Here is a 23281-nt window from a genome sequence, read left to right as displayed (position 1 = left end):
GGAGCCCTCCTTATATGAGCCGCTCTTCGCCGAGACGCTTGGCGATGATATTCGCGCAGTAGAGCAGCACAATGCTGACGACGGTTTTAAAGATGCCGGCCGCGACGCCGAGCGAGTAATTCCCGATCCGAAGGCCGTACTTCAGAACGAAAATATCGATCGTCTCCGACCAGTCGAGCACTTGTCCGTTGCCAAGGAAATATTGAATGTCGAAGCCGCCGCCATTCAAAATCCAGCCCACGTTCATGATCAGCAGGATGACGATTACCGGACGAATGCCGGGCAGCGTTACGTTCCAAATTTTACGAAAGCGACCTGCGCCGTCCACCTCCGCCGCTTCATACAAGGACGGATCGACGGAAGCGATGGCCGCCAAATAAATGATCGTGTTCCAGCCCACTTCTTTCCAGATGTTGGTGAGCCCGACGATTCCCCAAAAGTACTTGCCTTCGCCTAACCAAAGAATCGGTTCATTGATAATATGAAGCTTCATGAGAACGACGTTCACGATGCCGCCTTCGGTGGATAATGCCATGGAGACAAGTCCGGTTACGATGATCCAAGATAGAAAGTGCGGGAGATACGAGACCGTCTGGATCAACCGCTTAATGCCAGTTTGTTTAATTTCGTTCAGCAGCAGCGCTAAGCCGATCGCCGTAACGAAACCAAGGATGAGCGAAATAAGGCTCATGGCGATCGTATTGCGCAGAACCCGGATGAAGCTGTCATCCGTGAACAGAAACCGGAACTGCTCAAGCCCAACCCAAGTCTGCTCGAGGATGGGGAAGCCCGGTTTGTAGCTCTGGAATGCCATCAACCAGCCCCAAATAGGACCGTAGGCAAAAAGAAGGATGTACAGCACCATCGGAATGGACATCAGAATGAGCTGCCGCTGGCGGATCATGCGGCTCCAGAACGAGTTCGTCCGCCGGGCAGACTGGGGTGTGACTTCAACCTTATGGACCGTTTGCTGCGGCATCGGTTCCGCCTCCTGTCTCTAACGAGCGGAAGGCCGGAGCTTTAGCTCCAACCTCCCGCTCCCTTTCGATTAATTACTGCTCCAATTGTCTACGCGCCACTTCAGTTGCTCATTGACCCGGTCCAGATAGGCCTTCGTATTGACTTTGCCCATTTCCGCCACATATTCGGACCAGACATTTTCGAATTCATCCGGCTTGCTCAAAATCGCTTTCGGCAAATATTTGAAGTCCAAATCCTTCATCTTCTGGTTAGCGACTTTGGCCTCGGAACCTTCGATAAGGTCAATGTTCCAAGCCGGATACGAGACGCGGTTCTCCGGCGGCGACGAGAAGAAGTCGGTCCATGTTTTGAAGCCGTAGGCAGTCAACAGCTCTTTGTCAATGTCCTTCAAGTTCGCGAAAAATTCGTCAGGCTGGTTGCCCGGACCGTCGGCGTTACCGTCTGGATAGTTGCCTTCCAGTTTAGGAAGCTGGCCATAGAGCGCCTCCGCTTTGTTTGCTTGCTTCCAGGTGACGTCCTCCTGTTGCTTGCGCATTTCCGGCGTGCGATAGTACAGGCCGTTGTCGCCGACAAGGTAGTCCTCGCCTTCAACACCCCAGGAGAATCGCTTCTGCCACTCTTCCGTCATCAGCGTGTCGAGGAACTTGATGATCTTCACCGGATCCTCGGCGTTGACCGTAATTCCGAAGCCGTTGCCCAGGTTGATTACAGGCCGATCCAAGTAGTAATCGGTTATGCTCCCGTCATATACAAGCGGGAAACCGACGTACGTGCGATCGACTTTGCCTTGCGAAACGAGTGAATCATGAGCTTGCCCAAAGTTCCAGCGTTGGTCGAACATGCCGAGCACGCGGCCGCTGGACAGCTTCGCCAGATACTGGTCATAGTTCTGCGCGAACGCTTCTTTATCCATCAAGCCTTTGGCATTAATTTCGTTCAGCTTATTGTAGTACGGCTTCGCAGTATCCGTAGCGGAGAATAACGTCGCGACGTTCGTATTCGGGTCGACGAGGACGCCGCCGTCGTTCGGATGCCCGGCCAAATGCTGCGGCGCGTTGCGCAAACCCCAGTCGCGCCAATCGAAAGCGAGTGCCGTGAAACCGATCGTCGGTTGGCCATCGATCTCAGGGTACTTGGCCGCATAGTCTTCGATCAGCTTAAAGTAGTCATCCAGCGTCTTGAGCTTCGGATAGCCGTATTCTTTAAGAATCGCCTTCTGGATATAGAATGCCGGTCCCATATAATCTGTCGGCTTGAATTCGCCTTGATAAACGCCATAGTTAGGCAGCCAGTAGATGTGACCGTCTTCCGGGTCTTTCAATTGGTTCCAAACTTTGCCGTAGTGCTTCTTCAAGTTCGGCGCATGCTCCTCGATCAGGTCCTCCAGCGGAATCATCGCCTTCGCCGCCGTCAGCTTTGTATTCGCTGTGATCATATCCGGGTAGTCGCCGCCGGCAATCATAACGCCAAGCTTCTGCTCGATATCGCCGACCAGATATTCTTCCTTCAGCGTGACGCCGAGCTTCTCTTTAATTTCCTTGTAGATTCTATTGTCTTCCGTCGGAATCGGCCCCGTTGAAGCCGTGAACAAGGAGATGGTGAAAGGCTCCACCTTCTCTTCAGACGATGAATTGCTCGCGCCCGGCGATGCCGAAGGCGATGAATTGCTTCCATTGTTGTCGTTCTTGGAGCAAGCTGACACTACAACACTAAGTGCCAGAATGAGCATTAGCAGCACTAAGGCCGCTTTCCTAGTACGAACCCCCATGTATAATCCTCCTTAGCGGATGTGACGCAAGATAAGCGCGCTTTCATCTTGCTGATTAAATGGTAACGCTTTCTTAAACGCAGTGACAATTCACGGATTAAATGGGGACCCCCCTGAAAAATCGGTTTTATAAGCGGTTACAAGCTCGATGCTTACTTTTCCGAGGCCCGGTATTCTGCCGGCTTCATCCCTATCCGCCGTTCGAAATGCTGCAGAAAATGGCGGTAATGCGCATATCCGGCCTGCTCTGCAATAACGCAAGTCGGCTCGGTTGTGCTGCGAAGCTTCTCGCACGCTTCGGCGATCCTCAAATCGTGCATCCGGTCGAGTAAGCCGCTGCCGAATTTGTCTTGATAAGCCTTCCCCAGATAAACGGGATTCAAATAAAAGCGCGCCGCTATATCTCGGATTGTGAGCGGACTGCGATAATTCTCGCGGACGTAACGGTCAATCTCATGCATCGTACAGCATGCCCTGCTTTCCCGAATGGATTGCATGGCGCCAATCGCTTGCTCCACAAACGAGAGAATGCGCAAGCGCACGGCTGCTTCCACGGTATCGGTTTCGAATGGATCGGGAACCGGACCAGGATGAAGCAAAGAAGCCGGTTCCCCGCCCGATTCGCGAATCAGCTTGGCGCATTGGACGCTTAGGGAGCCTGCGAACAATTCAGCCCATTCGAACGAATGTCCTTCTAATTCCCGAAACAAACGGTCGATTACGCCGGCTGCGCGTACGCGGTCCGTATCCTCGATCGCTTGCAGGACGTCCTTCAGCAGGTGCGCCGCTATTAGCGGCAGAGAAGCGTCTTCACCGCCATCGTCACCCTTCCGCCGGGCTGCGCGGCGGGAATCCAGCCGCGTGCGAATCTGCGTCAGCACCTCTGCGGCTTCCTCTTCGATAATCGGCTTCAGCAAGTAATAATGGACGCCAAGCTGCATGGCGCGTTTGGCGAGCGCAAATTCGCCATAGGCGCTAAGCACGACGAATTCGGATGAGGCTTCCCCTCCGCGCTCGCCGCTCAATTGCTTGATGAGCTCCAAGCCGTCCATCTCGGGCATCCGGATATCCGTCACGATGACATCCGGCATCAGCTCGCGCGCCGCCGCCAGCGCTTCAACGCCATTCTCGCAAGCGCCGCAGACGCGAAAGCCGAGCTGTTCCCAATTTACGAATAGCTGCAGTCCTTCAAGCGCCAGCGGCTCGTCATCCACCAGCAGCACCGTATACATGCTTTTTCCCCTCCTCATCTGCAGACCAAGCCGGGATGCGGAACCCGATTCGCGTGCCTTCGTTCGGACGGCTGTCGATGTAGAAATCGACTCGCTCCCCGTAATGGAGCCGAAGCCGCTTATACACGTTGCGCATCCCCACGTTTTCATCCGAATCGAGGCTTTCGTTCATCATTCTTCGGATTTCATTCACCCGCTCTTCATCCATGCCTTTGCCGTTATCTTCAACCTGAACATGCAAATAGGTATCTGTTCGCCAAGCCTCAATCCGGATCACGCGCTGTCCTTTGACCGCCTGGAGCCCATGCTTGCACGCGTTCTCGACAAGCGGCTGAATACACATCCTTGGCACCAGGCAGCTTGCCGCATCTTCGTTAATATCGAACTGGTAACCGAAGCGGTCGGCGAACCGGAACTTCTCGATTTTCAAATACATCTCCGTAAAATGAAGCTCATCCTGCAGCGTGACGGGTACGTCCGACCAGCTAAGCATCCGGCGCAGCAATTGGGATAAATTGCGGATAATATCGGTCACCTCCGTATAGCCGTTCTTCACGCTGACGACAAGCATGGCGTTTAACGTATTGAACAGAAAATGCGGGTTGACCTGGCTTTGCAGCAGCTTCATTTCGGCGCGGATCCGCTCCAGCTCCATATCCTTCTGCTGGATTTCCAGCTTATAGACATCGTTGATAAGCGACTCGATCTGAGCGGCCATCCGGTTGTAGCTGCGGATCAGCCCGCCGATCTCGTCCTTGCCTTCGCGCAGCACGATCAAATCGAACTTCTCGTTTTTTGCTTTCTCCATATGGCGGGATAGACGGCGAATCCGGTAATTATACGAGCGCAGCATGATGAAGATGAGCGAAGTCGGCACCAGCGTGCTTAGAGCGGCCAGCACCCAGATAAAGCGGATGGAGCTCTGCATAGCCGACTGGAAAAGCTCCTCTTCCGCAAGTCCGACAAGCGACCAGCCTTGAATGTAAGAGGGCTTGCCGAGCGGAGTTCGAAAGACCAGCCCGCTGTCCTCGCCGCTGTCCGCCGGGGAAGCCGGCATCATGTATCGGGAAGAAGGCAGCAGCACCCGGTCCAGGGGATCGAGCATGCTGATCGTCAAATACGGCTTCTCCCCCTCGAGAATTTCTTCGAAGCTGCTGACTTTAAGATCGATGCGCAAATACTTGGCGTAGCGTCCGTACAAAGGGTAATCGTTCAATTTACGCACGATGCTGAAATAGACCTTGCTTGCCTGCGCATTCATCGGATCGACACTTTTGTACATTAGAACTTGAACCGCCGATGAGGAGCTTGACACCGACTCGAACCAAGGGCTGCGCTTCGCAGCATCGTTCAAAATAAAATAATTGCTCCCGCTTACAATCGTCGGATTTTCCGTAAAAACCGATATATTCTCAACGTACGTGTAAGCCGACATGAACGGCCGCATTTTGCCGGTCAGCACCCCATTGAAGCTTTCATAGAAATCGACAATGTCGGTATATTCCTTGTCCAGCAGCTCATATAAAGTACGGTCCGTCGCGATGGAGTGGCTAAGCTTCACCCCGCCTTCGATCATATCCATCGCCTTCTTGGTTGAACGTTCAATCGCGATCTGAAGGTTGTTCTGCTCGCGGGATTGAATGTTCTCCGACATCTGCCGAAAAAAGAGAACGTTAATCGAGAGGATCGGCACTAGAACGCAAAGCAGATAGATGAGCGTAAACTTCCATTTGAGGGGGATGTTGTTGACGAAGCTGAGCAAGCTGAACAGCTTACGCATGCGGGTGCCTCCTTTAAAATGAACCGTTCTTGTACTGTGATGGGGTCATGCCTAGCCATTGCTTGAATTTCGCGGCGAATTGCTCGGGATCCTCGTAGCCGACTCTGCGGGCTACATCGGCAATTTTCAAATCGGTCCGCCGCAGAAGCTTGCGGGCTGCCTCGACCCGGGTGCGATGAACGTAGTCAAGGAAAGACATACCCGTCTGCTTCTTGAATAACTGGCCTAGATACGCGGGCTGAAAATGGAGCATTCCGGCTATCGTCTGCAGCTGAAGCGGCTCGTTGTAGCGTTCTCTAATAATCCGGGCCACCTCCCATGCGGGACCGGACTCTATCCGCTGCCGTGCCAGCTGTTCCGATGCCCTGCAGGCGAACGCCGTCAAGACACCAGGCCAGCGGTCCGCTCCGTCCGGCAGAATCGGAGGCGAGAGGCTATGTTCGCCGCTTGGAGAAGATTCTGCCCCCTCTCCCTCGAACACCTTCCAGGTCACTTCCAGCAGCACGTTTGACAAAAAGGCCTTGCCGGCCTCCGCATCGCCTCCGAACGATAGCTCCAGCTGGCGGCAAAGACTTCCAGCCGCGTCTTCAATCGCCGCCCCGTCGCCCGATTGGATCGCCGTCAACAGCCGATCCTCCGCATCTAACAGAGAGTCATCGGCGACAGGGATCGTCCAAGACTCTTTCAGCAGAGGCAGCTTAGCTGGCAAACTTGCGTCAACGTCTTCTTCCGACCATTTGCTGCGCAGCTTCCCGAGCGAAGCGTGAATCTCCTCGACGTCGATCGGCTTCAGCCAATAATCCAGCACCCCGAAGGTCAGCGCCTTCTGGGCAAAGGAGAAATCGTCATGTCCGCTCAAAATGACGAAACGGCACCCCATATGAAGCACCTTCGTGCAGTGCTCGATCAGCTGCAGCCCATCCATGACCGGCATGCTGATATCCGTCACGACGAGATCGGGCTTCAGCCGCTTGATTTGTTCCAGCGCTTCCTCCCCATCGAGCGCTTCGCCGCAAACCCGAAAGCCGTGACTCTCCCAATCGACCATGAAACCTAAGCCTTCCAGAACGAGCGGTTCGTCGTCTACTATGAGAACGGTAAAGATCGGGACCCTCTCCCTTTCTTGAAAAGTATTTTTATTATAGCAGGAAAGTGAATACGGTTTTATATGAAAATATTCAAATATTTGTATGCCTTGAGCAAAAAGAAAGCTGGCGTCACTGTCCAGGACAAATGACACCAGCATGTTCATGGTTAAAAGGGCCGCTTCCTATATCCAAGCTTCATTCGCATAACCCCGCTGCTCCCAGTATCCGATATGCTCGCCTTCGATCAGCTCGATCCGGTTCAGCCACTTCACCGATTTATAGGCATACATCTTCGGCATTATAAGCCGTACGGGTCCGCCAAGATCGCTCGGAATCGGCTTGCCGTCATGCATCACGGCAACCATCGCATCATCCTTCGCCAGCTGCTCCAGCGTGATGCCGCTCGTGTAAACGCCGTCGCCGGAATAGAAAATCGCCGAAGCCGCCTTGCTCCGCACGCCGGCAAGCTCCAGCAAGTCCTTTACAGGGATGCCTTCCCATGTGTTCTTATAGACCGACCAGCCCGTCACGCAGTGGAAGTCGCTTACCTGCACCGAGCGCTTCAGCTTCACGAACGCCTCCCAGTCCCACTGCTGCGGATTGTCGACGAGACCGTCTATGCGAAAGGACCAATTGGCATTGGTGAATGAAGGTATCGCCGTCACGGTATAGACCCGAAAATGACCCTGCGCTCCGCCTCCTATGGGAGGCAGCGAGTTCGGCAGCGGCTGCGGCTCGGGAACAAGCGCGTTCGCGTTAGTTTCAAGGAGCCGGTCGATGCTTGCCCCTCCCCCGATACCGCCGAATGACTGCCCCAGCCACTTCAAGAAGGATGGCCCCACCGTGACGGCTAAGCCGGCGCCGATCGCCCCCCGTATAAAAGCTCGCCTCGTATACACCGGCTGCGGCGCTGCGGGGTGAAGCTCCTCCGCCCCTTTTTTCCCGGACTGCACCGTTCTCCGTTTCGGATCCTTCAGCCATTTGGCTCTCGTAATGGAATGATAGATGATATAAGGCAGACCGATCCAAGTCAGCAAGTCATGCACAGCTAATGCCGCATTAGAAACCTTCGGTCCGACAAGCTTAAATTGCCAAAGAAGAATACCGGATAAGAACCATCCAAGAAGGAATGCAAGCACGACGTAAACATTGAACTTCTGCCGAGGCTTGCCCTTCAGCGCCTTCCAATGCTTGCCCGCCAGCACCAAATAATAGAGGATCGGCAAGATAGACGCGACGCCAACCGCAATATGCAGCCACTTCAACCAAACCCTGCCTTCGCCAAGCACGCCCCGCCAGAAGCCGCCTAGCAGCACGAGCCCCGTTACAGCAAGCACGACGACGATCCAGCCGTTCCAAGCATGAAGGGCAACCAGCTTTTTCCCGTACCCTTTGCGAAGCCTCGCAAGCCATTCCCCCACACCCCACGCCCCCTCTTATGTCAAGTAACTAAATTATACCATCAAGGAGAGAGCGCTTCCTTAAAAAATCCCGGCACATTACATATTCGAATTCCTTGTTCTGCGGTGAATAACATAGACAATCGCTGCGATAACCGGCGGGTACAGCGCCGACCAGCCCAGGAACGGATAGAGGCAAAGCGTGCTCGCCAATGAGGTTAGCGCAGCGGCCTTTCCTAGCTTGCTTCCCTTCAGAAGACGAACCCCTGCGAGGCATCCGGCGATATACGTGGCGACAAAGGTTGCGTTCGGCCATTGAATCAGCTGCGCCAATGAAACCGTGCCGCTATACAATAGGCTAAGCGTCACCAGGCTTCCCGCGGCAATGAACAGCAGCCCCCCGACCGGCGTCCCGAACCGCCGGCTCACGGCTCCGAACGCGCGCGGAGCGGCGCCTTCCTTGGCGAGCGTGTACGCGATTCGCGCTGCCGCGCTCGCGTAAGCGTTATGCGCGGCGAAGCAAATGAACAGTGCGGCAATCGCGACGACCCAGCCGCCGGCCTCCCCTAACGACAGCTGCACCATTAGGCTTAACGATGCGGCTGAAGCGGTGCCTCCGTAGCTGCCGGTCGCGATGGTGAAATAAGCGACGGCGAAATACAGCGCCGCTACAATGCCGGCGCTCCACAGCACGCCGCGAATGGCGTCCTTCTCCGGATCAACGAATTCCGAGGACAGATGGGTAACCGCCTCCCAGCCGATAAAGCACCAGAAGAGCAAGCCCGCAGCCCGGGCGACGCTTAACCACCCATGCGGCGCAAACGGCGTGAAATGCTCCGCGGAATGATGAGGAACCGCAGCGAAGACCGCAAGCAGCAGAATGGCGAGGATCATCGCAATAACCGCCGTCTGCACCTTCCCGGCCAGCTTTAGGCCGAATAGATTTAAAATAATCGGAAGCATGACAAGAACGAATGCAACGGCATAGACTTGGTCATGGCCGAAACGCAGCAGCACCCCGATATATTGAGCGCCTGTAACCGCAAGGACAGGTCCTCCGAGAGGCACGGACAATAGGAAGAACCACCCTACCAGATTGCCATACTGAGGGCCGAACGCCAGCTTGGCGAAATGCGACACGCCGCCAGCGCTTGGATATTTGGAAGCAAGCAGCCCCATCGTGACCGCCATCGGCACGACTAGAATAGACATGATGAGCCATGCCAATATGGAGGCGGGACCTGCCGCCTCGGCCGCCATTCCGGGGATGAGAAGAATACCCGATCCGATCACGGATCCGATATAAAGCGCAATGATTTGCGGAAGCTTTAATACTTTGCGCAAACCTGCGGACGATACAGCTGCTTCGGACATCGAAATTGCTCCTTGCTATGATGGAATTTCATGTTCTGTTATTCACCATACCGGAAATCTGTCCCTTGTCATAGGGTCAGTTTCAAATAAACTCATAGGGACAGATAACTAACTGTACCGTGACACTTTTGTAATCCGGCTATCGCAACTTATTCGCTCCCCCTGTAAAATAGGTAACATCTTACATGCCTATAGTTAAGAAAACCAACGCTTAAAGGAGAGCTATCTATGCTGACCAAAGCTGAAATAAAAGCATATTTACACCGTCTAGGCCTATCCGACATCGAGCCCCCCACATTGTCTTATTTGTTCCGGCTGCACCGGGCCCACGTCGAGCGAATTCCGTGGCAGACCGTCGATATTTTCGCCGGCAATCCGGCTCCCATCGACCCGCGCCATTCCGTGCAGCTTATCATGAGCGGACGCAGCGGCTATTGCTTCCATCTGAACGGCGCGTTCAGCACGCTGCTCCGCTCGCTCGGGTACAAGGTGAATTGGCACAGAGCCGGCGTTCAGCCGCTGGGCGAGTCGCCTCGTGTAAATGGCTTTCATCTAGGGCTCACGGTGATTCTGCAGAATGACTTGCAGGAGGAAGAGGTATGGATCGTTGACGCGGGTCTCGGCGACATGCCTTACGAGCCGGTTCCTTTATCGCCCGGCGTCTACCGCCAGGGCGCATATACGTACGGCGTAGCGGAATCGGAAGTTGCGAAGCGGGGCTGGCGGCTGGTTCATGATCCCCAGTCCGTTTTCGTCGGTGTCGATGTCGAAGCAGCGATTGTTAACGATATTAATGCTTTTGTCCCTAACCACGAGCACTATAGCAAGTCTCCCGAGTCCCCGTGGATCCATACGTTTCTCGTTCGTCATCGACATGAATCCGGAGGCAATGAGCTGCGCGGCTGCATATGGAGCAAGCGGGAGGCTGATCGCATCCAAAAGGTCGAGCTGCAGACCGAGGCCGAATGGCTGGACGCGCTCGGTGACGTCTTCGGCGAGCGCCTCGTCGCGTATGACAAATCCGAGCGGCATGCAATCTGGCTGAAGACCCGGAGGCTTCACGAGGAATGGAAGCGCGCCCGTGAAGCCGCGCAATGAGCAAAGCCTGTAAACAGCACAAGGAGCGCTCCCTTGAAGAAAGCGCTCCTTGTCTCCCTGCGTTACTCTGCCGGAACTCTTCTCTACTCTCAGTCCCAACGCGTCAGTACAATCGGTCCTACCTTTGTAATCGCCACCGTATGCTCGAATTGCGCGGCCCATGAGCCGTCTACCGTTCGCGCCGTCCATCCGTCATTTCCGACGTAGACGTCAGGGCGGCCCGTCGTCACGATCGGCTCGATCGTAATGACCATCCCTTCCTCCAGACGCACGCCCTGGCCCGGGGGGCCGACATGCTCGACCTGGGGGAACTCGTGCATCTTCCGTCCTATCCCATGTCCGACGAACATCCGAACGACGCCGTAGCCTTCCCGTTCGGCCCTCCTCTGAACCGCATAGCCGATATCTCCGATGTAATTGCCGGGCTGCGCCATCTTAATGCCTTCGAGCATCGCTTGCTTCGCCACATGCAGAAGCCGCTCCGTAGCGGCTGTTGATTTGCCGACTATATACGTCCAGGCCGAATCGGCCTTCCAACCGTTTATATCCGCCACCATGTCGATCGTGACGATGTCGCCCGACTCTAACGGCTCCGAATCCGGAAAGCCGTGGCAGACCACGTCATTCACTGACGCACAAGTTGCATACGGATATCCCTTATACCCCTTTTGCGCCGGAGTCGCCCCCCGGTCCAGCATAAAGCGCTCGACGAAGCGGTCAATCTCTCGCGTCGTCACCCCCGGCGCGAGACGCATGGACAATGCTTTGTGGCATGCCGCTACGACTCGCCCTGCCTTGCGGATCCCCCTAATGTGCTCCCGCGTCTTCAACTCAACAGCCATTTGCGATACCTCCTTCTTAGTCGTGGGTCGGAAAAGGGGTGTATATGCTTACCCTATTCCGCAAAAGGAAATCTCATTACCGCAAAATGTGGCGTTTTATCGAATCCGGCGTTATTCCTGCCGCGCCAGTACAATCTCTATCCCCCGCTACTCCTATCAACCATCCCGCTACACCTTCTGCAGCTTCTCCAGCTCCTTGTTTTTGTCCTTAAAGCGGTCGTTGTGGGAAGACACATAAGCGTACGGCGACGCTTCCGGATCCATATAAACCTTGGCGCTGTTCAGCGCCAGCACGGCATCCGTGAACGCGCCGGCAATGAGTCCAACCTTGCTCTCGTGGCCGACAAAATCTCCCGCTCCGAACACGCCCGGGATGTTCGTTTCCATCTTCGGGCTGACGTTCGCCTTCCATTCGCCCATATCGAACCCCCAGTTCCGAATCGGACCGAAATCGGAGCGCATGCCGTGGCTGACGATAACCGCGTCTACCTCTACCATGCTTTCCTCGCCCGTCTCTACATGCTGAATCGAGACTTGAGAGATGTTTTTTCCGTCCGCGCTGTGCAGCGCTTTCACCGTATACGGTGTCCGCACGTCCGCGGAATGTTTCATCGCCGTAACGTTCCGCTCAAGCCCCCCGAAGCTGTCGCGACGATGCACGACGGTCACGCTGCTTGCCACATGCACGAGTTCATTCGCCCAATCCACCGCGGAGTCGCCCCCTCCCGAGATGAGCACGCGCTTGCCGCGGAAGCTTCCCAAATCCTGAACCGTATAGTACAAGTTCGTTACCTCGTAGCGGTCGGCCCCTTCGATCTCCAGCTTCGCCAGCTTGCGGATGCCGTAGCCGCATGCCATAATGACCGCCTTCGTATGATGCTTCGCCCCGCTGGCCGCCGTTAGAAGGAACGTGCCGTCCTCCCGCTTATCTAGTCCAACAATCTGCTCGTTCATTACGATTGTCGGATCGAACGTCATGCCCTGCTGAATAATTTGCTCGAGCAGCTTCTCGGCGCGAATCGGCGTCACGCCGCCGACATCCCAGACGATCTTCTCCGGATACAGCAGCATTCTGCCGCCCAGTTGGTCCTGCGCTTCGATCAGCTTTGTTTTCAGCTCGCGCATCCCGCTGTAGAACGCGGTATATAATCCGGCCGGCCCTCCTCCGATAATCGTCACATCATACAACTCCAGCTGTTCCCCCATCGTCTCCATATCCAATATCCTCCCCATACGCCGCTTTTTTTGATAACGATTCTCATTATCTATAACTATACACGAAGTGAGACCAATTCTCAATTAACATTAAAAAAAGAATGCCCGCGCACGATGCGCCGGACATTCTCCTCACCAGCCTATTCCAAAGCTTCCAACACGGCATTGACGCCGTAGATGTTGCCGATCGGGCCATAGCCGAGCGCAAGCTGGCCGTTAATCGCGTACACTTGCTTGTTTTGTACCGCCTTCAGCTGGCTCCAAACCTCGCTTTTCTCCCACTCGTCCGTCAGCGCGGAAAGCGATTTGTCCTCGTAATTGAAGTATCCCAGAAACAAATGGTCGGGATTTAGGGCGACAAGTCCCTCAAGCGACAGCTCCGCGCCTTCTCCCTGCGCGTCGCCTTCCGGTGCTTGCAGTCCCATGCCTTCATAATAGGGCTTCAAGTAATTGGCGCCTTGCAGCCAAACCGCATTATCCCTTACCTGCAGAAACGCAACGCTGCCCTTCACATCCGCCAGCTTTTCCTTCGCTTCCTGCACCTTCGCGTTATAGTCCGCGATGTACTTCTCCGCCACTTCTTCCTGTCCCAAAATATGGCCGAACTCTGTTACAAGCGCCTGCCAGTTGCTCCATACATCCGTTACCGCCTCGTCGATGACAACCGTCGTGGCGATCTTCTCCAGCTGCTCGGCAATTTCGCCGTTCACGCTGCTGCCGGCGATGATCAGATCCGGACCGTATGCAAGCAGTCCCTCCATGTGGACCGTCGTATTTTCGCCTACGATCTCAAGCTCTTTGACCTTGTCGACATACGGCTTGTAGCTCTCGGAATGAAGCACCGACTGAGCCTCCGTGAACGGAAGCGCGATGCCGACGGATTCCAGATTGAACAGCAGCAGGGAATCTCCGTAGCCCCAGTGCACAACCGCAACCTTCTTCGGTTGTTCAGCAATCGTGATATCCCCGTTCGCCGCTTTGATCGTGCGGGGAAATTTCGGCGCGGCCTCCCCTTGCTGTCCGTTATTCGCTGCCCCGTTCTGTTCCGCCGCCGCGCTAGCTTCCGGCGATGCGGAAGGCTGTGTATTCGTTCCGCCGTTGCCGACGTTATTACCGCATGCGGATAATAGAATCACCAAGCATATGGCGCTTATCAACGTAACGAATGAATGTTTTTTCATGGTAGTCCTCACTCTTCCCTCTTGTGTATTCGATAACGATTCTCATTACCATTTACACAATATCACCGCTTGGCTCCCAAGAGAATAGAGAGTTTCCCGATGTTAGGATGGACAATTTCTTCTGGCCTGCAATCCAAGCTTGCTTGGGGCAACGCCTTTATATTTTTTGAACAGCCTGCTGAAATAGTAGGGGTCCGCGTACCCGACGCTTCTTGCAACCGCCGAAACGGAGAATTGGCCTGTCATCAGCCATTCCTGCGCCCGGTTCATCCGGTATGAGATCAAATAATCGATCGGCGCGGTGCCCGTATATTTTTGGAACAGATATGAAAAATATTTCGGCTTCAGCTTATACCTCTCGGATAGTCCCGCCAGCGTCAAGCCTTCCATGTAATGCGCCTGAATATAAACGATCGCGTCTTCCACAACGGTGTAGCTCTCCCCGCTTAGCTGGCGCCTGCCCGCGTGAATGACCGTGACTACCAGTTGGTAGAACAATGCTTTTTTCTCGAGCTCGCCCATATAATCGGGCTCGGCCGCCGCTGAAGAGAGCTTCCCCAGCAGCCGAATCAGCTCCGGCTCCAGCTGGACGGAAAGCTTCGCCACATCCCTCTTGTCGATGCCTTCCCGATCGGGCAAATAATGGACCAAGCAATACTCGAAGCCGCCTCCGCCTACCGCGATTTCGAGCCGCCTCTCCGCGCCTCCGAGGAGGACAGTGCCCGGGGAGACGGCGTAGCGCTCCACGCCATCGAATACAAACTCGGCCTCGCCTCTTAAGGCCACGACCAAAGCGCATTTTGTCGTTGGATTGTCGACGTGCCCGCTATAAATATGGTTTGCTTCCAGCGCCGTCTGATATACGCCGTATACGGTAACCGGCACATTCGCGAATTGTTTCGCCAGCTGTTCGTACCGATTTGCCATCCCCGCATCCCTCCGTTTTCGCTGCCTATGCTTTGGACCTGGCCATCAAATAAAGGAAATACGGCGCGCCGATAACCGCAACGACGATACCGGTCGGAACCTCTCCCGCATGCAGGATGACGCGTCCAACCGTATCCGCGATAAGGACCAGAAGCGCCCCCGTTAACGCGGTGACAGGCATAAGATAGCGGTGCCTAGGCCCGACCAGCCGGCGCGCAAGATGTGGACCGATTAGACCGACGAAGCCGATGCCCCCGCTAACTGCGACGCTGGCTCCCGCAAGCGCCACGCTCGCCGCGATCAGCAGAAGCTGCTCCCGCTTAACGGGAGCGCCAAGACCTGTAGCCGTCGTCTCTCCCAAATTCAGCACGTCCAGCGTGCGGGCTTTATAGAGCACGTAGGGGATTAATAGCACGATCCATGGCAGCAAAGCGAAAACAAATTTCCACGTCGTCCCCCATATGCTGCCCGCGAGCCACGTCGCGATGCGCTGGAAGTCCGCCGGATTGAGCCGAAGCGTCAGCACGATCATCGCCGCGTTAATTCCGGCTGTTACGGCAATACCCGTAAGCAGCAGGCTCGAGGTTGAGATGCCGTCCCTTTTCTTGTAGGCAAGCGCATAGATTAACGCCGCCGTCGCGGCTGCTCCCAGGAAAGCCATCAGAGGCAGCAGAAATACGGGAACCGCGGTCGTAAGCGGAACGTAAGCGATAAATAAAGCGATGACAAGCCCCGCACCCGAATTAATCCCGAGGATGCCCGGGTCCGCAAGCGCGTTGCGGGTGATGCCCTGCAGAATGCAGCCGGATATGGCTAGTCCCGCGCCAATCAGCACGGATATCACGATTCGGGGCAGTCGGAATTCCCAAAGAATCAGCTCTTGCTGTTTCGTCCCTGCGCCAAACAGCGAGCTGATGACCTCCTGCGGCGAAAGCTTGATTTGGCCGGTGTTCATGCTGATAAAAAATACAATGATTATTAGCGCCGCGAGAATGCTCGCGACGAGATAGGTTCTGCGCCTCATTTGCGCTTCGGATGTCAAGGCGGCGTTTATCTTCATCTACAGCTCCCTCCTTTCATTGCGGGCGAGATAGAGGAAGAACGGAACGCCGATCAGCGCGATTAGTGCTCCGACAGGAGTTTCGGCCGGCGGATTGACCATTCTAGCGGCCAAGTCCGCGTATACGACGAGCAGGCCGCCGAGCACGGCCGAACACGGAATGATCCAGCGGTAATCAACGCCTACCAGCTTGCGCGAAACATGCGGAATAATTAATCCGACGAACCCGACCATGCCGACTACGGATACCGACGCGCCCGCCAGGATAAGGACGATGACAGTGCCCGCAAGCTTGACGAGCTGCGTCCGCTGACCGAGCCCTTTCGATATTTCGTCGCCCAGGCTCAGCAGCGTAATGGAACGGGACAGCGCGAACGCGCCCAGCATGGCTGCGGCGACCCAAGGAAGCATAATCTCCAGATGCTCCCACTTTGTTCTCCCCAATCCGCCGGCATACCAGAATGCGAGATCCTGACCAATTTGGTAATGAAGCGCGATTCCTTCGCTCAAGGCGCTAAACAGCGCGCTAAGCGCGGCGCCCGCCAAGGTCAGCCTTACCGGAGTCAGTCCTCCTCTGGCAAACGCGCCGACGCCATATACGACAGCCACTGCGAAAGCCGCTCCCGCGAAGCAGAACAAGATCATGTAGGTATAGGGCAATCCCGGCAAAAAAGCCATGCACGCCGCAAGCGCGAACGCCGCCCCGGAATTGAGACCGAGCAAAGCGGAATCCGCAAGCGGGTTGCGCGTCATCCCCTGCATAATCGCGCCGGCTACAGCAAAGCTGGCGCCGACCATCACCCCCGCGAACACCCTTGGGAGCCGCAGCTCTCGAATGACTTGGTGGTCCGGATTATCCGGGTTAAAACGGAACACCGCTTCCCAGACGACCCCGAAGGAGATAGTAGCCGCGCCGAACGATATGGCAATGACGAGACCCAGCGCCAACGCGGCGAGGCCTAACAGAATGACGAGCGAGGCAGCCACGGGACGGCTTTGTTTGACGGCTTGCTCAGCCGCTAACTTTTCATACGATTCTTGCGTACCCATTATGTTCACCTTTCGAGCTTTTATATGATAGCGATTATCGTTATCATAAACTACGCGTAAATTCAGCGCCATACTTTTCTTATCCGACAAACAAATAAGGCTTTGCTCCCATGTCAGGGAACAAAGCCTCTCATCATTATGATCATCCCACCGAAGAGTTCATTCTGCCAAGTTCGTCTTCAACCAAAGACGTTAGTTCATCCTCATATCCGCCGGTAATGCGATATTTGCGAATGTAATCCTTCACAAACTTCCGCGGATCCTTGGGCTGGAAAATTCTCGTTAGTTCCTTCAGACTTTCCTTGACTTCATTCTGGCTATGTTTCGCCATGAAATCTCCTCCCTTATACGATGGATGGACGTCCTAAACAGCATTTTACGAGAACGTATGCGGCTCTTACACCGCACAACTCCCACTCGGTGCAGGCAACTCCATGGCCAATGAGTCACAATGTTTTCATTTTTCTTACTATTATAACAGTTATCATCCGAATATAAAAGCAAACAATAAATCTAGTCCTTCATCCCATTCTGCTCGGCTTCCGATTTCTCTTCCAAAGAACGCGAACGGTCAGGCGGGGCATCATCTGGCAGATGGGCCGCCGTCTTCTCCTTACGCAGCATTCGCAAATACGCGATAACGCCGATGACGCCGACCGCAACGCCAAAAGCCAGCAGCAGAGCCGAAGCCAAGCCCTGATTCATGCCCTCACCTCCATTCCTTCTACTCCTATTATCGGAATCCGGCATGCAGCAATTGATGTACAAGTTGCACAATAATATTTCCATAAATTTGCTATCATTATATCGAAACTGACAACCACTTACAAGACTAGCCACTTCTAGTCTCAGCTTCCAGGAGGGCGCCGTCAGCTATAAAATCCGGTAGCTTCCGCTGCCCAAAGCCAGCAGCTTGCCGTCCTCGGCCTTCACCCTCGATTCCAACGTCAGCGTTCGGCCCGTCCTATGAATCAGCTCCGCTTCGCAGGTCAGCAGGCCGCCTTTACTGCTTGCCAGAAAGTGCGTGTTCATCGTCGCGGTCACCGCGCGTTCCTTCGTCTCCGCCAGCATGACCACAAGGCCCATCGCGTTATCCATCAGCGACATTAATACGCCCCCGTGGACAATGCCCAGCAGGTTCAGGTGGGACGGCACAATATCCAGACATATGGCAGCCTTCCGTCCATCTGCCTGCACAATTTCACAGCCTAGCATTCCCCAAAAAGTTTTCTGTGCCCGTTCCGCAAGCCGGGTCATTTGACCGGCGTCATCCGCCTGCTGCAGAATCCAGCTATCGTCCACGCCGCTCACTCCTTTCCGCCTTCCGGACCATCGCTTAAATCGGTATCCTCCTCGGCAAGCTTCCGGCGGAGCACTTTGCCGACCATTGTTTTTGGAAGCGTTTCCTTAAATGCATAGTAGTGAGGCACCTTATACGCCGCCAGCCGCTCTCTGCACCACCGGTCCAGCTGGCTCCGCGATACTTGCCATCCCTCCTTCAGCACGATATAGGCTTTGACCGTCTCGCCGCGGTAAGCGTCCTTGACCCCAAGCACCGCCGCTTCCTTCACGGCGGGATGCTCGAACAGCACCTCCTCCACCTCGCGAGGATACACGTTAAAGCCGCTAGCGATAATGACATCCTTAATCCGATCCATTATCGTAAAGTAACCGTCCTCATCCATCGTCGCCAAGTCGCCTGTGCGAAGCCATCCGTCAACGAGCGTCTTCGCCGTCTCTTCCGGGCGCTTCCAATAGCCTTTCATCACCTGCGGGCCTCTTACAAAAAGCTCGCCAAGCTCGCCGGGCGGGAGCCGCTTGCCTGTCGACGGATCCACGACCGCCGCGTCCGTATCGGGGAACGGAATGCCGATCGTGCCGATTTTCCGCAGTCCCCAGATCGGATTGGCATGCGTAACAGGCGAGGCCTCCGTTAGACCGTAGCCTTCGATCAGCCTTCCGCCGCTTAAGCTTTCGAATCGCTCCTGCACCTCGAGGGGCAGCGCGGCCGAACCGCTGATACACACGTTGACGGAGGATAGATCGTTTTTGGCCGTATTAGGATGATTAATAAGCGCAACATACATTGTAGGAGCGCCGGGAAAAATCGTCGGCTTTCGCTCGTCGATCGTCTTCAGCACCGTTTCCGTCTCGAAGCGCGGCAGCAGAATAAGCGAGCCCGCCCGCATGACGGACATATTCAGCAATACCGTCAGCCCGAAGACATGAAATAATGGCAGCGCCGCAAGGAAACGCTCCTTGCCGTCTTCAGCCTTATAGCACCAGGCCGCGTTCTGATAGGAATTGGCCACCAGGTTGGCATGCGTGAGCATGACGCCTTTGGGCGTTCCCGTCGTCCCTCCCGTATATTGTAGCGCGGCCAGGCTGTCCCCGCCGGCGAGTTTAGGCAGAGGCGCGTCCGAATTCCCTTCTTTCAGCACTTTGCGGTAAGCGGCAACGCCGTATTGGCCGTACGGGATATCCGGGCGAAAGCCTTCTTTCCTTTGTTTGATCGGGTAGAGCATATTTTTCGGAAAGGGCAGTCCATCCTTAAGCGAAGTGACAATAACATGTTTCAACTCCGGAACCGGCCCTTCCTCCGGCGTCTCGCCGCGGACGCGCGCTACTCGGGCATACAGCATATCAAGCGTAATAATAGCGGAAGCGCCGCTGTCCTTCAGCTGATGCTCCAGCTCGCGCTCGACATACAGCGGATTCGTTTGGACGATCACGGCGCCGGCAAACAGGACTCCGTAGTAGGAGATGACGGCCTGCGGGCAGTTCGGCAGCATAATCGCGACGCGGTCGCCCGCCTTAATGCCGCGCGAGGCCAGCCCGCTTGCCAGGCGGGCGGCCGCATCATAAAGCTCCCGGTACGTCATCGTTTTGCCCATAAAGTATAGGGCATTGTTCTCCGGGTAGCGATCTGCGGCATCGAGCAAAAACTGCGCGATGCTGCATTCGGGATACGTTAAATGGGGCGGAACCTCTTCGGGATAGTGACGAAGCCATGGCCGCGGAAACGGCTCGCCGGCTTCATCATGGGAGCTTGCATCAGCCTCTGAATCGGACTCGGGTGAAGCGGCGTTCTCCAGGGCCGCCTCGGGCGCTGGCGCAGAATCGGCATTTTGACTTTCGTCCGTCGATTGTTCGGGTACAAGCGGGTCTTCCGGTCTAAGCGGTTCCATGCTGGCTCTCCCCCTCTACACGACATAGTGCTCACTTCGAATCACCTGGGCCGCGATCTCCCGCTTGAGCGCGATCGTATCCGAGAGCGGCGCCCGCATGAGCTTCTTCAGCACGGACAACTGCATCTGCAAGCCGTCGCCCCGCTCCAAGGCAGCCAGCGCAGTTTTGGCAAGGCATTCCACACGCTCCATCGATTCCTGAATGAAGACCTCCGTCATTGCCGCGGCTAGCCTGGATTGATCCGCGTTTTTGTCTCGGCTCAGCATTTTCTGCGAACGCAGCAAGACGCTTTCCATCGCAAAGGTTTGAATCATCAAGTCGGCTAATACGCAAAGCACCTCCTGCTCCTGCTCAAGGCGCAGACCCAGCTTTTGAACGGCCAGTCCGCCGATGGCAAGGAATGTTCGTTTCGCTTGGGATACCCGGTATGCTTCCTTGCTTAGCGGCTCGTCGAAGCTTGGAAGAGGCATCGGCTGCAGCAGCTCGCTTTGCAGAGCCTGAACCCTCTCTAGCAATGGCAGCTCGCCTTTCATTGCCTTCTTCACCAGCGTGCCTGGAATCAACATGCGGTTGATTTCATTGGTCCCTTCAAAAATGCGGTTAATGCGGGAATCCCGGTAGATGCGCTCCACTTTGTATTCACGGATATAGCCGTAGCCTCCGTGAATTTGCACGCCCTCGTCAATGACGGCATCCAGCGCTTCGGAGGCAAACACCTTCACCATCGAGCATTCAATCGCGTATTCGCTGATCGCTTTGGCGGCGCGCATTCCCGCATCCGCAGCCGCGGATTCGCTCTCCTCGCCGGAATCGCGCAGCGTCTCATCGATGAAGCCTGCCGTCCGGTAGATCATGCTTTCCAGCGCGAACGTGCGGATGTTCATGTCCGCCAGCTTCGCGGCGATGAGGGGATAGCTTGAAATCGTCTTCCCGAACTGCTTGCGCGTATTCGCGTAGGAAGAGGCGAGCTCGATCGTCTCCTTTGCCGAGCCGAGACAAGCGGCGCCCAACTTGAACCGTCCGATATTCAAAATATTAAAGGCGATATGGTGCCCCTTCCCGATCTCGCCCAGCACGTTCTCGACCGGCACAGGGACATCCTCGAAGTAAAGCGGGCAGGTCGAGGAGCCCTTAATGCCCATCTTATGCTCCTCCGGCCCGACGCTGAACCCCGGCATCGTCCGTTCGACGATAAAAGCGGTAAACTTCTCCCCGTCGACTTTGGCGTAAACGATGAACACATCGGCGAAGCCAGCGTTTGTAATAAATATTTTGGAGCCGTTCAGCAAGTAATGCTTGCCGTCCTCCGACAGCTTGGCGGTCGTGCGCGCGCCCAGCGCGTCAGAGCCCGAGGCCGGTTCCGTCAAGCAGTAGGCCGCAATTTTGGACCCGTCGGCTAAATCCGGCAAATATTTGCGCTTCTGCTCCGGCGTTCCGAAAAAAACGATCGGGAGCGTCCCTATTCCCGTATGCGCGCCTACTGACAGAGCAAAAGAAGAGGATCTCGCAAGCGTCTCCGCCAAAAGCGTCGTGCTCACCTTGTCGAGACCGATCCCGCCGTACGCCTCCGGGACATCCGCGCCGAGCAGACCCAGCTCTCCGGCCTTCCGCATCAGCTCGACTGTCAGGTCGTAATTCAGCGCCTCGATCTCTTCGTCCTTCGGCTTCAATTCCGCCTCGAAAAACTGCTCGGCGGCAACCGACATCATACGCTGCTCCTCCGTGAAATCCTCGGGCGTTACGATCGATTCCGGTTTGCTCTCCTCTATTACAAATCGTCCGCCGAACCGTTTCGTATCCGTCATCTAAGCAGCCCTCCCTTTCGATTTCGATAAGATGAAGAGGCTATCCGGCCGAATGGGATCGGATTAGCCCGAATACACCTCAAGCACGCCGGCGGCGCCCATGCCGCCTCCGATACACATCGTAACGACGCCGATGCCGCCGCCTCTCCGCCCCAGCTCGTGAATAAGCGATACGGACAGCTTCGTGCCGGTGCAACCGAGCGGATGGCCAAGCGCAATGGCGCCGCCGTTCACGTTCACCCGCTCGTGATCGAGCTGAAGCTCCCGGATGATCGGTACGCACTGTGCGGCGAAAGCCTCATTCAGCTCGAACAAATCGACGTCTTGGACGGTTAATCCCGTTTTCCGAAGCGCCTTCGGTATCGCCTCGATCGGGCCGATTCCCATAATCTCAGGGGCGACACCCGCCACGCAGAAGCTCCGGAAAGCGGCAAGCGGCTTAAGTCCAAGCTCCTTCGCCCGCTTCCTGCTCGTCACGATGACCGCTGCGGCTCCGTCGCTCATTTGGGAGGAGTTCCCCGCCGTCACGGTTCCTTCTCTGGCGAACGAGGGCTTCAGCGGCGCAAGCGTATGGACGGTCGTCTCCGGCCGCACCCCTTCATCGATGCTGAAGGTGAACGACTTCTCCCACGGGCGGCCGTTATCGTCCGTGCCGGACCGTCTGGCATGAACGGGCACGATCTCTTCTTGGAATAGGCCCGCCGCTATTGCTGTCGCTGCTTTCTGATGGCTGGCAGCGGCGAAAGCATCCTGCGCCTCGCGGGATACGCCGTATCTGCGCGCCACCTCCTCTGCCGTATGGCCCATGCCCATGTATACCTCCGGCATCGCATCCACGATGCCGGGGTGCGGCGAAGGCCGAAAGCCCGTCATCGGCACATGGCTCATGCTCTCGACGCCGCCGGCCAGTATAACGTCCGCTTCGCCCAAGCGAATGCGCTCCGCCGCATATGCGATCGATTGCAGGCCGGACGCGCAGAACCGGTTGATCGTAACGGCGGGAGTCGTCACCGGCAGACCCGCGTATAACGCGATGATCCGCGCGATATTCAAGCCCTGCTCGCCCTCGGGCATCGCGCATCCGATAATGACGTCCTCTATCGTATGGGGGGACAGCTCCGGCACGCGTTCCAGAGCCCCCCGAAGCACCGCCCGGCCAAGATCCTCAGCTCTTGTCTCGGCGAGGCTGCCCTTGCTCGCTTTGCCCACCGCCGTCCGTACCGCCGACACGATGACGGCATCGCGCTCATTCTCCTCGAATCGCGCTTGCTTGCTCACCCAGATTCCCCCT

Annotated in this window: 20 protein-coding genes; 1 reads left to right on the top strand and 19 read right to left on the bottom strand. The window is 55.9% G+C overall.

Going from position 1 to position 23281, the window contains the following annotated elements; genetic code table 11:
- Positions 1-10: 10 nt before the first annotated feature.
- From D3P08_RS01570 to D3P08_RS01540, 7 genes are all read right to left on the bottom strand, one after another.
- Positions 11-979 (bottom strand): ABC transporter permease, encoded by a 969-nt coding sequence (locus tag D3P08_RS01570; protein ID WP_119597660.1) that lies wholly within the window; start codon positions 977-979, stop codon positions 11-13.
- Positions 980-1048: 69 nt separating this feature from the next.
- Positions 1049-2749, bottom strand: coding sequence for an ABC transporter substrate-binding protein (locus D3P08_RS01565; protein ID WP_119597659.1), 1701 nt, complete (start codon positions 2747-2749; stop codon positions 1049-1051).
- Between the two features lie 152 nt (positions 2750-2901).
- Positions 2902-3981, bottom strand: coding sequence for a response regulator transcription factor (locus D3P08_RS01560; RefSeq protein WP_162848327.1), 1080 nt, complete (start codon positions 3979-3981; stop codon positions 2902-2904).
- Positions 3956-5761: a sensor histidine kinase gene (locus tag D3P08_RS01555; RefSeq protein WP_119597657.1), complete on the bottom strand. Its 1806-nt coding sequence runs from the start codon at positions 5759-5761 to the stop codon at positions 3956-3958. Before D3P08_RS01555 ends, D3P08_RS01560 begins: the two co-directional genes overlap by 26 nt.
- 13 nt (positions 5762-5774) lie before the next feature.
- Positions 5775-7007, bottom strand: coding sequence for a response regulator transcription factor (locus D3P08_RS01550; RefSeq protein WP_276311108.1), 1233 nt, complete (start codon positions 7005-7007; stop codon positions 5775-5777).
- A gap of 24 nt (positions 7008-7031) precedes the next feature.
- Complete coding sequence (locus D3P08_RS01545; RefSeq protein ID WP_119597655.1) at positions 7032-8270, bottom strand: molybdopterin-dependent oxidoreductase; 1239 nt, start codon at positions 8268-8270, stop codon at positions 7032-7034.
- 78 nt (positions 8271-8348) lie between these two features.
- Positions 8349-9623 (bottom strand): APC family permease, encoded by a 1275-nt coding sequence (locus tag D3P08_RS01540; RefSeq protein ID WP_119597654.1) that lies wholly within the window; start codon positions 9621-9623, stop codon positions 8349-8351.
- 228 nt (positions 9624-9851) lie between these two features.
- Here D3P08_RS01540 and D3P08_RS01535 point away from each other — a divergent pair, with 228 nt between their 5' ends.
- On the top strand, positions 9852-10721 hold the full coding sequence (locus D3P08_RS01535) for an arylamine N-acetyltransferase family protein (RefSeq protein WP_119597653.1): 870 nt from the start codon (positions 9852-9854) through the stop codon (positions 10719-10721).
- Between the two features lie 89 nt (positions 10722-10810).
- On the opposite strand, the gene map is transcribed toward D3P08_RS01535, so the two are convergent.
- The 12 genes from map to D3P08_RS01475 form a co-directional block, all read right to left on the bottom strand.
- Complete coding sequence (map, locus tag D3P08_RS01530; RefSeq protein ID WP_119597652.1) at positions 10811-11563, bottom strand: type I methionyl aminopeptidase; 753 nt, start codon at positions 11561-11563, stop codon at positions 10811-10813.
- A 168-nt stretch (positions 11564-11731) separates the two neighbouring features.
- Positions 11732-12769 (bottom strand): NAD(P)/FAD-dependent oxidoreductase, encoded by a 1038-nt coding sequence (locus D3P08_RS01525; RefSeq protein WP_119597991.1) that lies wholly within the window; start codon positions 12767-12769, stop codon positions 11732-11734.
- A 149-nt stretch (positions 12770-12918) separates the two neighbouring features.
- On the bottom strand, positions 12919-13959 hold the full coding sequence (locus tag D3P08_RS01520; RefSeq protein WP_119597651.1) for an ABC transporter substrate-binding protein: 1041 nt from the start codon (positions 13957-13959) through the stop codon (positions 12919-12921).
- Between the two features lie 102 nt (positions 13960-14061).
- Positions 14062-14886, bottom strand: coding sequence for an AraC family transcriptional regulator (locus D3P08_RS01515; protein WP_119597650.1), 825 nt, complete (start codon positions 14884-14886; stop codon positions 14062-14064).
- A 25-nt stretch (positions 14887-14911) separates the two neighbouring features.
- The gene (locus D3P08_RS01510; RefSeq protein WP_119597649.1) at positions 14912-15946 is read right to left on the bottom strand and encodes a FecCD family ABC transporter permease; all 1035 of its coding nucleotides are present in this window, start codon (positions 15944-15946) and stop codon (positions 14912-14914) included.
- Entirely contained in the window at positions 15947-16996 is a 1050-nt protein-coding gene (locus D3P08_RS01505) for a FecCD family ABC transporter permease (RefSeq protein WP_119597990.1), read from the bottom strand.
- 142 nt (positions 16997-17138) lie between these two features.
- Complete coding sequence (locus D3P08_RS01500) at positions 17139-17327, bottom strand: hypothetical protein (RefSeq protein ID WP_119597648.1); 189 nt, start codon at positions 17325-17327, stop codon at positions 17139-17141.
- Positions 17328-17509: 182 nt separating this feature from the next.
- The gene (locus D3P08_RS01495; RefSeq protein ID WP_119597647.1) at positions 17510-17701 is read right to left on the bottom strand and encodes a hypothetical protein; all 192 of its coding nucleotides are present in this window, start codon (positions 17699-17701) and stop codon (positions 17510-17512) included.
- Positions 17702-17869: 168 nt separating this feature from the next.
- The gene (locus D3P08_RS01490; RefSeq protein ID WP_147381763.1) at positions 17870-18298 is read right to left on the bottom strand and encodes a PaaI family thioesterase; all 429 of its coding nucleotides are present in this window, start codon (positions 18296-18298) and stop codon (positions 17870-17872) included.
- Positions 18299-18303: 5 nt separating this feature from the next.
- Positions 18304-20184, bottom strand: coding sequence for a long-chain-fatty-acid--CoA ligase (locus tag D3P08_RS01485; RefSeq protein ID WP_119597645.1), 1881 nt, complete (start codon positions 20182-20184; stop codon positions 18304-18306).
- Between the two features lie 15 nt (positions 20185-20199).
- Complete coding sequence (locus tag D3P08_RS01480; RefSeq protein WP_119597644.1) at positions 20200-21990, bottom strand: acyl-CoA dehydrogenase family protein; 1791 nt, start codon at positions 21988-21990, stop codon at positions 20200-20202.
- Positions 21991-22053: 63 nt separating this feature from the next.
- Complete coding sequence (locus D3P08_RS01475) at positions 22054-23268, bottom strand: acetyl-CoA C-acyltransferase (protein ID WP_119597643.1); 1215 nt, start codon at positions 23266-23268, stop codon at positions 22054-22056.
- Positions 23269-23281: the final 13 nt, after the last annotated feature.

The organism is Paenibacillus nanensis (assembly GCF_003583765.1).
Taxonomy (GTDB): domain Bacteria; phylum Bacillota; class Bacilli; order Paenibacillales; family Paenibacillaceae; genus Pristimantibacillus; species Pristimantibacillus nanensis.
This window is presented reverse-complemented; position numbering and strand designations above follow the sequence as displayed.

Coding starts and splice junctions, on each gene's coding strand:
- D3P08_RS01570 (WP_119597660.1), bottom strand. CDS start 979: ATGCCGCAGCAAACGGTCCATAAGGTTGAAGTCACACCCCAGTCTGCC.
- D3P08_RS01565 (WP_119597659.1), bottom strand. CDS start 2,749: ATGGGGGTTCGTACTAGGAAAGCGGCCTTAGTGCTGCTAATGCTCATT.
- D3P08_RS01560 (WP_162848327.1), bottom strand. CDS start 3,981: ATGTATACGGTGCTGCTGGTGGATGACGAGCCGCTGGCGCTTGAAGGA.
- D3P08_RS01555 (WP_119597657.1), bottom strand. CDS start 5,761: ATGCGTAAGCTGTTCAGCTTGCTCAGCTTCGTCAACAACATCCCCCTC.
- D3P08_RS01550 (WP_276311108.1), bottom strand. CDS start 7,007: ATGCTGGTGTCATTTGTCCTGGACAGTGACGCCAGCTTTCTTTTTGCT.
- D3P08_RS01540 (WP_119597654.1), bottom strand. CDS start 9,623: ATGTCCGAAGCAGCTGTATCGTCCGCAGGTTTGCGCAAAGTATTAAAG.
- D3P08_RS01535 (WP_119597653.1), top strand. CDS start 9,852: ATGCTGACCAAAGCTGAAATAAAAGCATATTTACACCGTCTAGGCCTA.
- map (WP_119597652.1), bottom strand. CDS start 11,563: ATGGCTGTTGAGTTGAAGACGCGGGAGCACATTAGGGGGATCCGCAAG.
- D3P08_RS01525 (WP_119597991.1), bottom strand. CDS start 12,769: ATGGGGGAACAGCTGGAGTTGTATGATGTGACGATTATCGGAGGAGGG.
- D3P08_RS01520 (WP_119597651.1), bottom strand. CDS start 13,959: ATGAAAAAACATTCATTCGTTACGTTGATAAGCGCCATATGCTTGGTG.
- D3P08_RS01515 (WP_119597650.1), bottom strand. CDS start 14,886: ATGGCAAATCGGTACGAACAGCTGGCGAAACAATTCGCGAATGTGCCG.
- D3P08_RS01510 (WP_119597649.1), bottom strand. CDS start 15,946: ATGAAGATAAACGCCGCCTTGACATCCGAAGCGCAAATGAGGCGCAGA.
- D3P08_RS01505 (WP_119597990.1), bottom strand. CDS start 16,996: ATGGGTACGCAAGAATCGTATGAAAAGTTAGCGGCTGAGCAAGCCGTC.
- D3P08_RS01500 (WP_119597648.1), bottom strand. CDS start 17,327: ATGGCGAAACATAGCCAGAATGAAGTCAAGGAAAGTCTGAAGGAACTA.
- D3P08_RS01495 (WP_119597647.1), bottom strand. CDS start 17,701: ATGAATCAGGGCTTGGCTTCGGCTCTGCTGCTGGCTTTTGGCGTTGCG.
- D3P08_RS01485 (WP_119597645.1), bottom strand. CDS start 20,184: ATGGAACCGCTTAGACCGGAAGACCCGCTTGTACCCGAACAATCGACG.
- D3P08_RS01480 (WP_119597644.1), bottom strand. CDS start 21,990: ATGACGGATACGAAACGGTTCGGCGGACGATTTGTAATAGAGGAGAGC.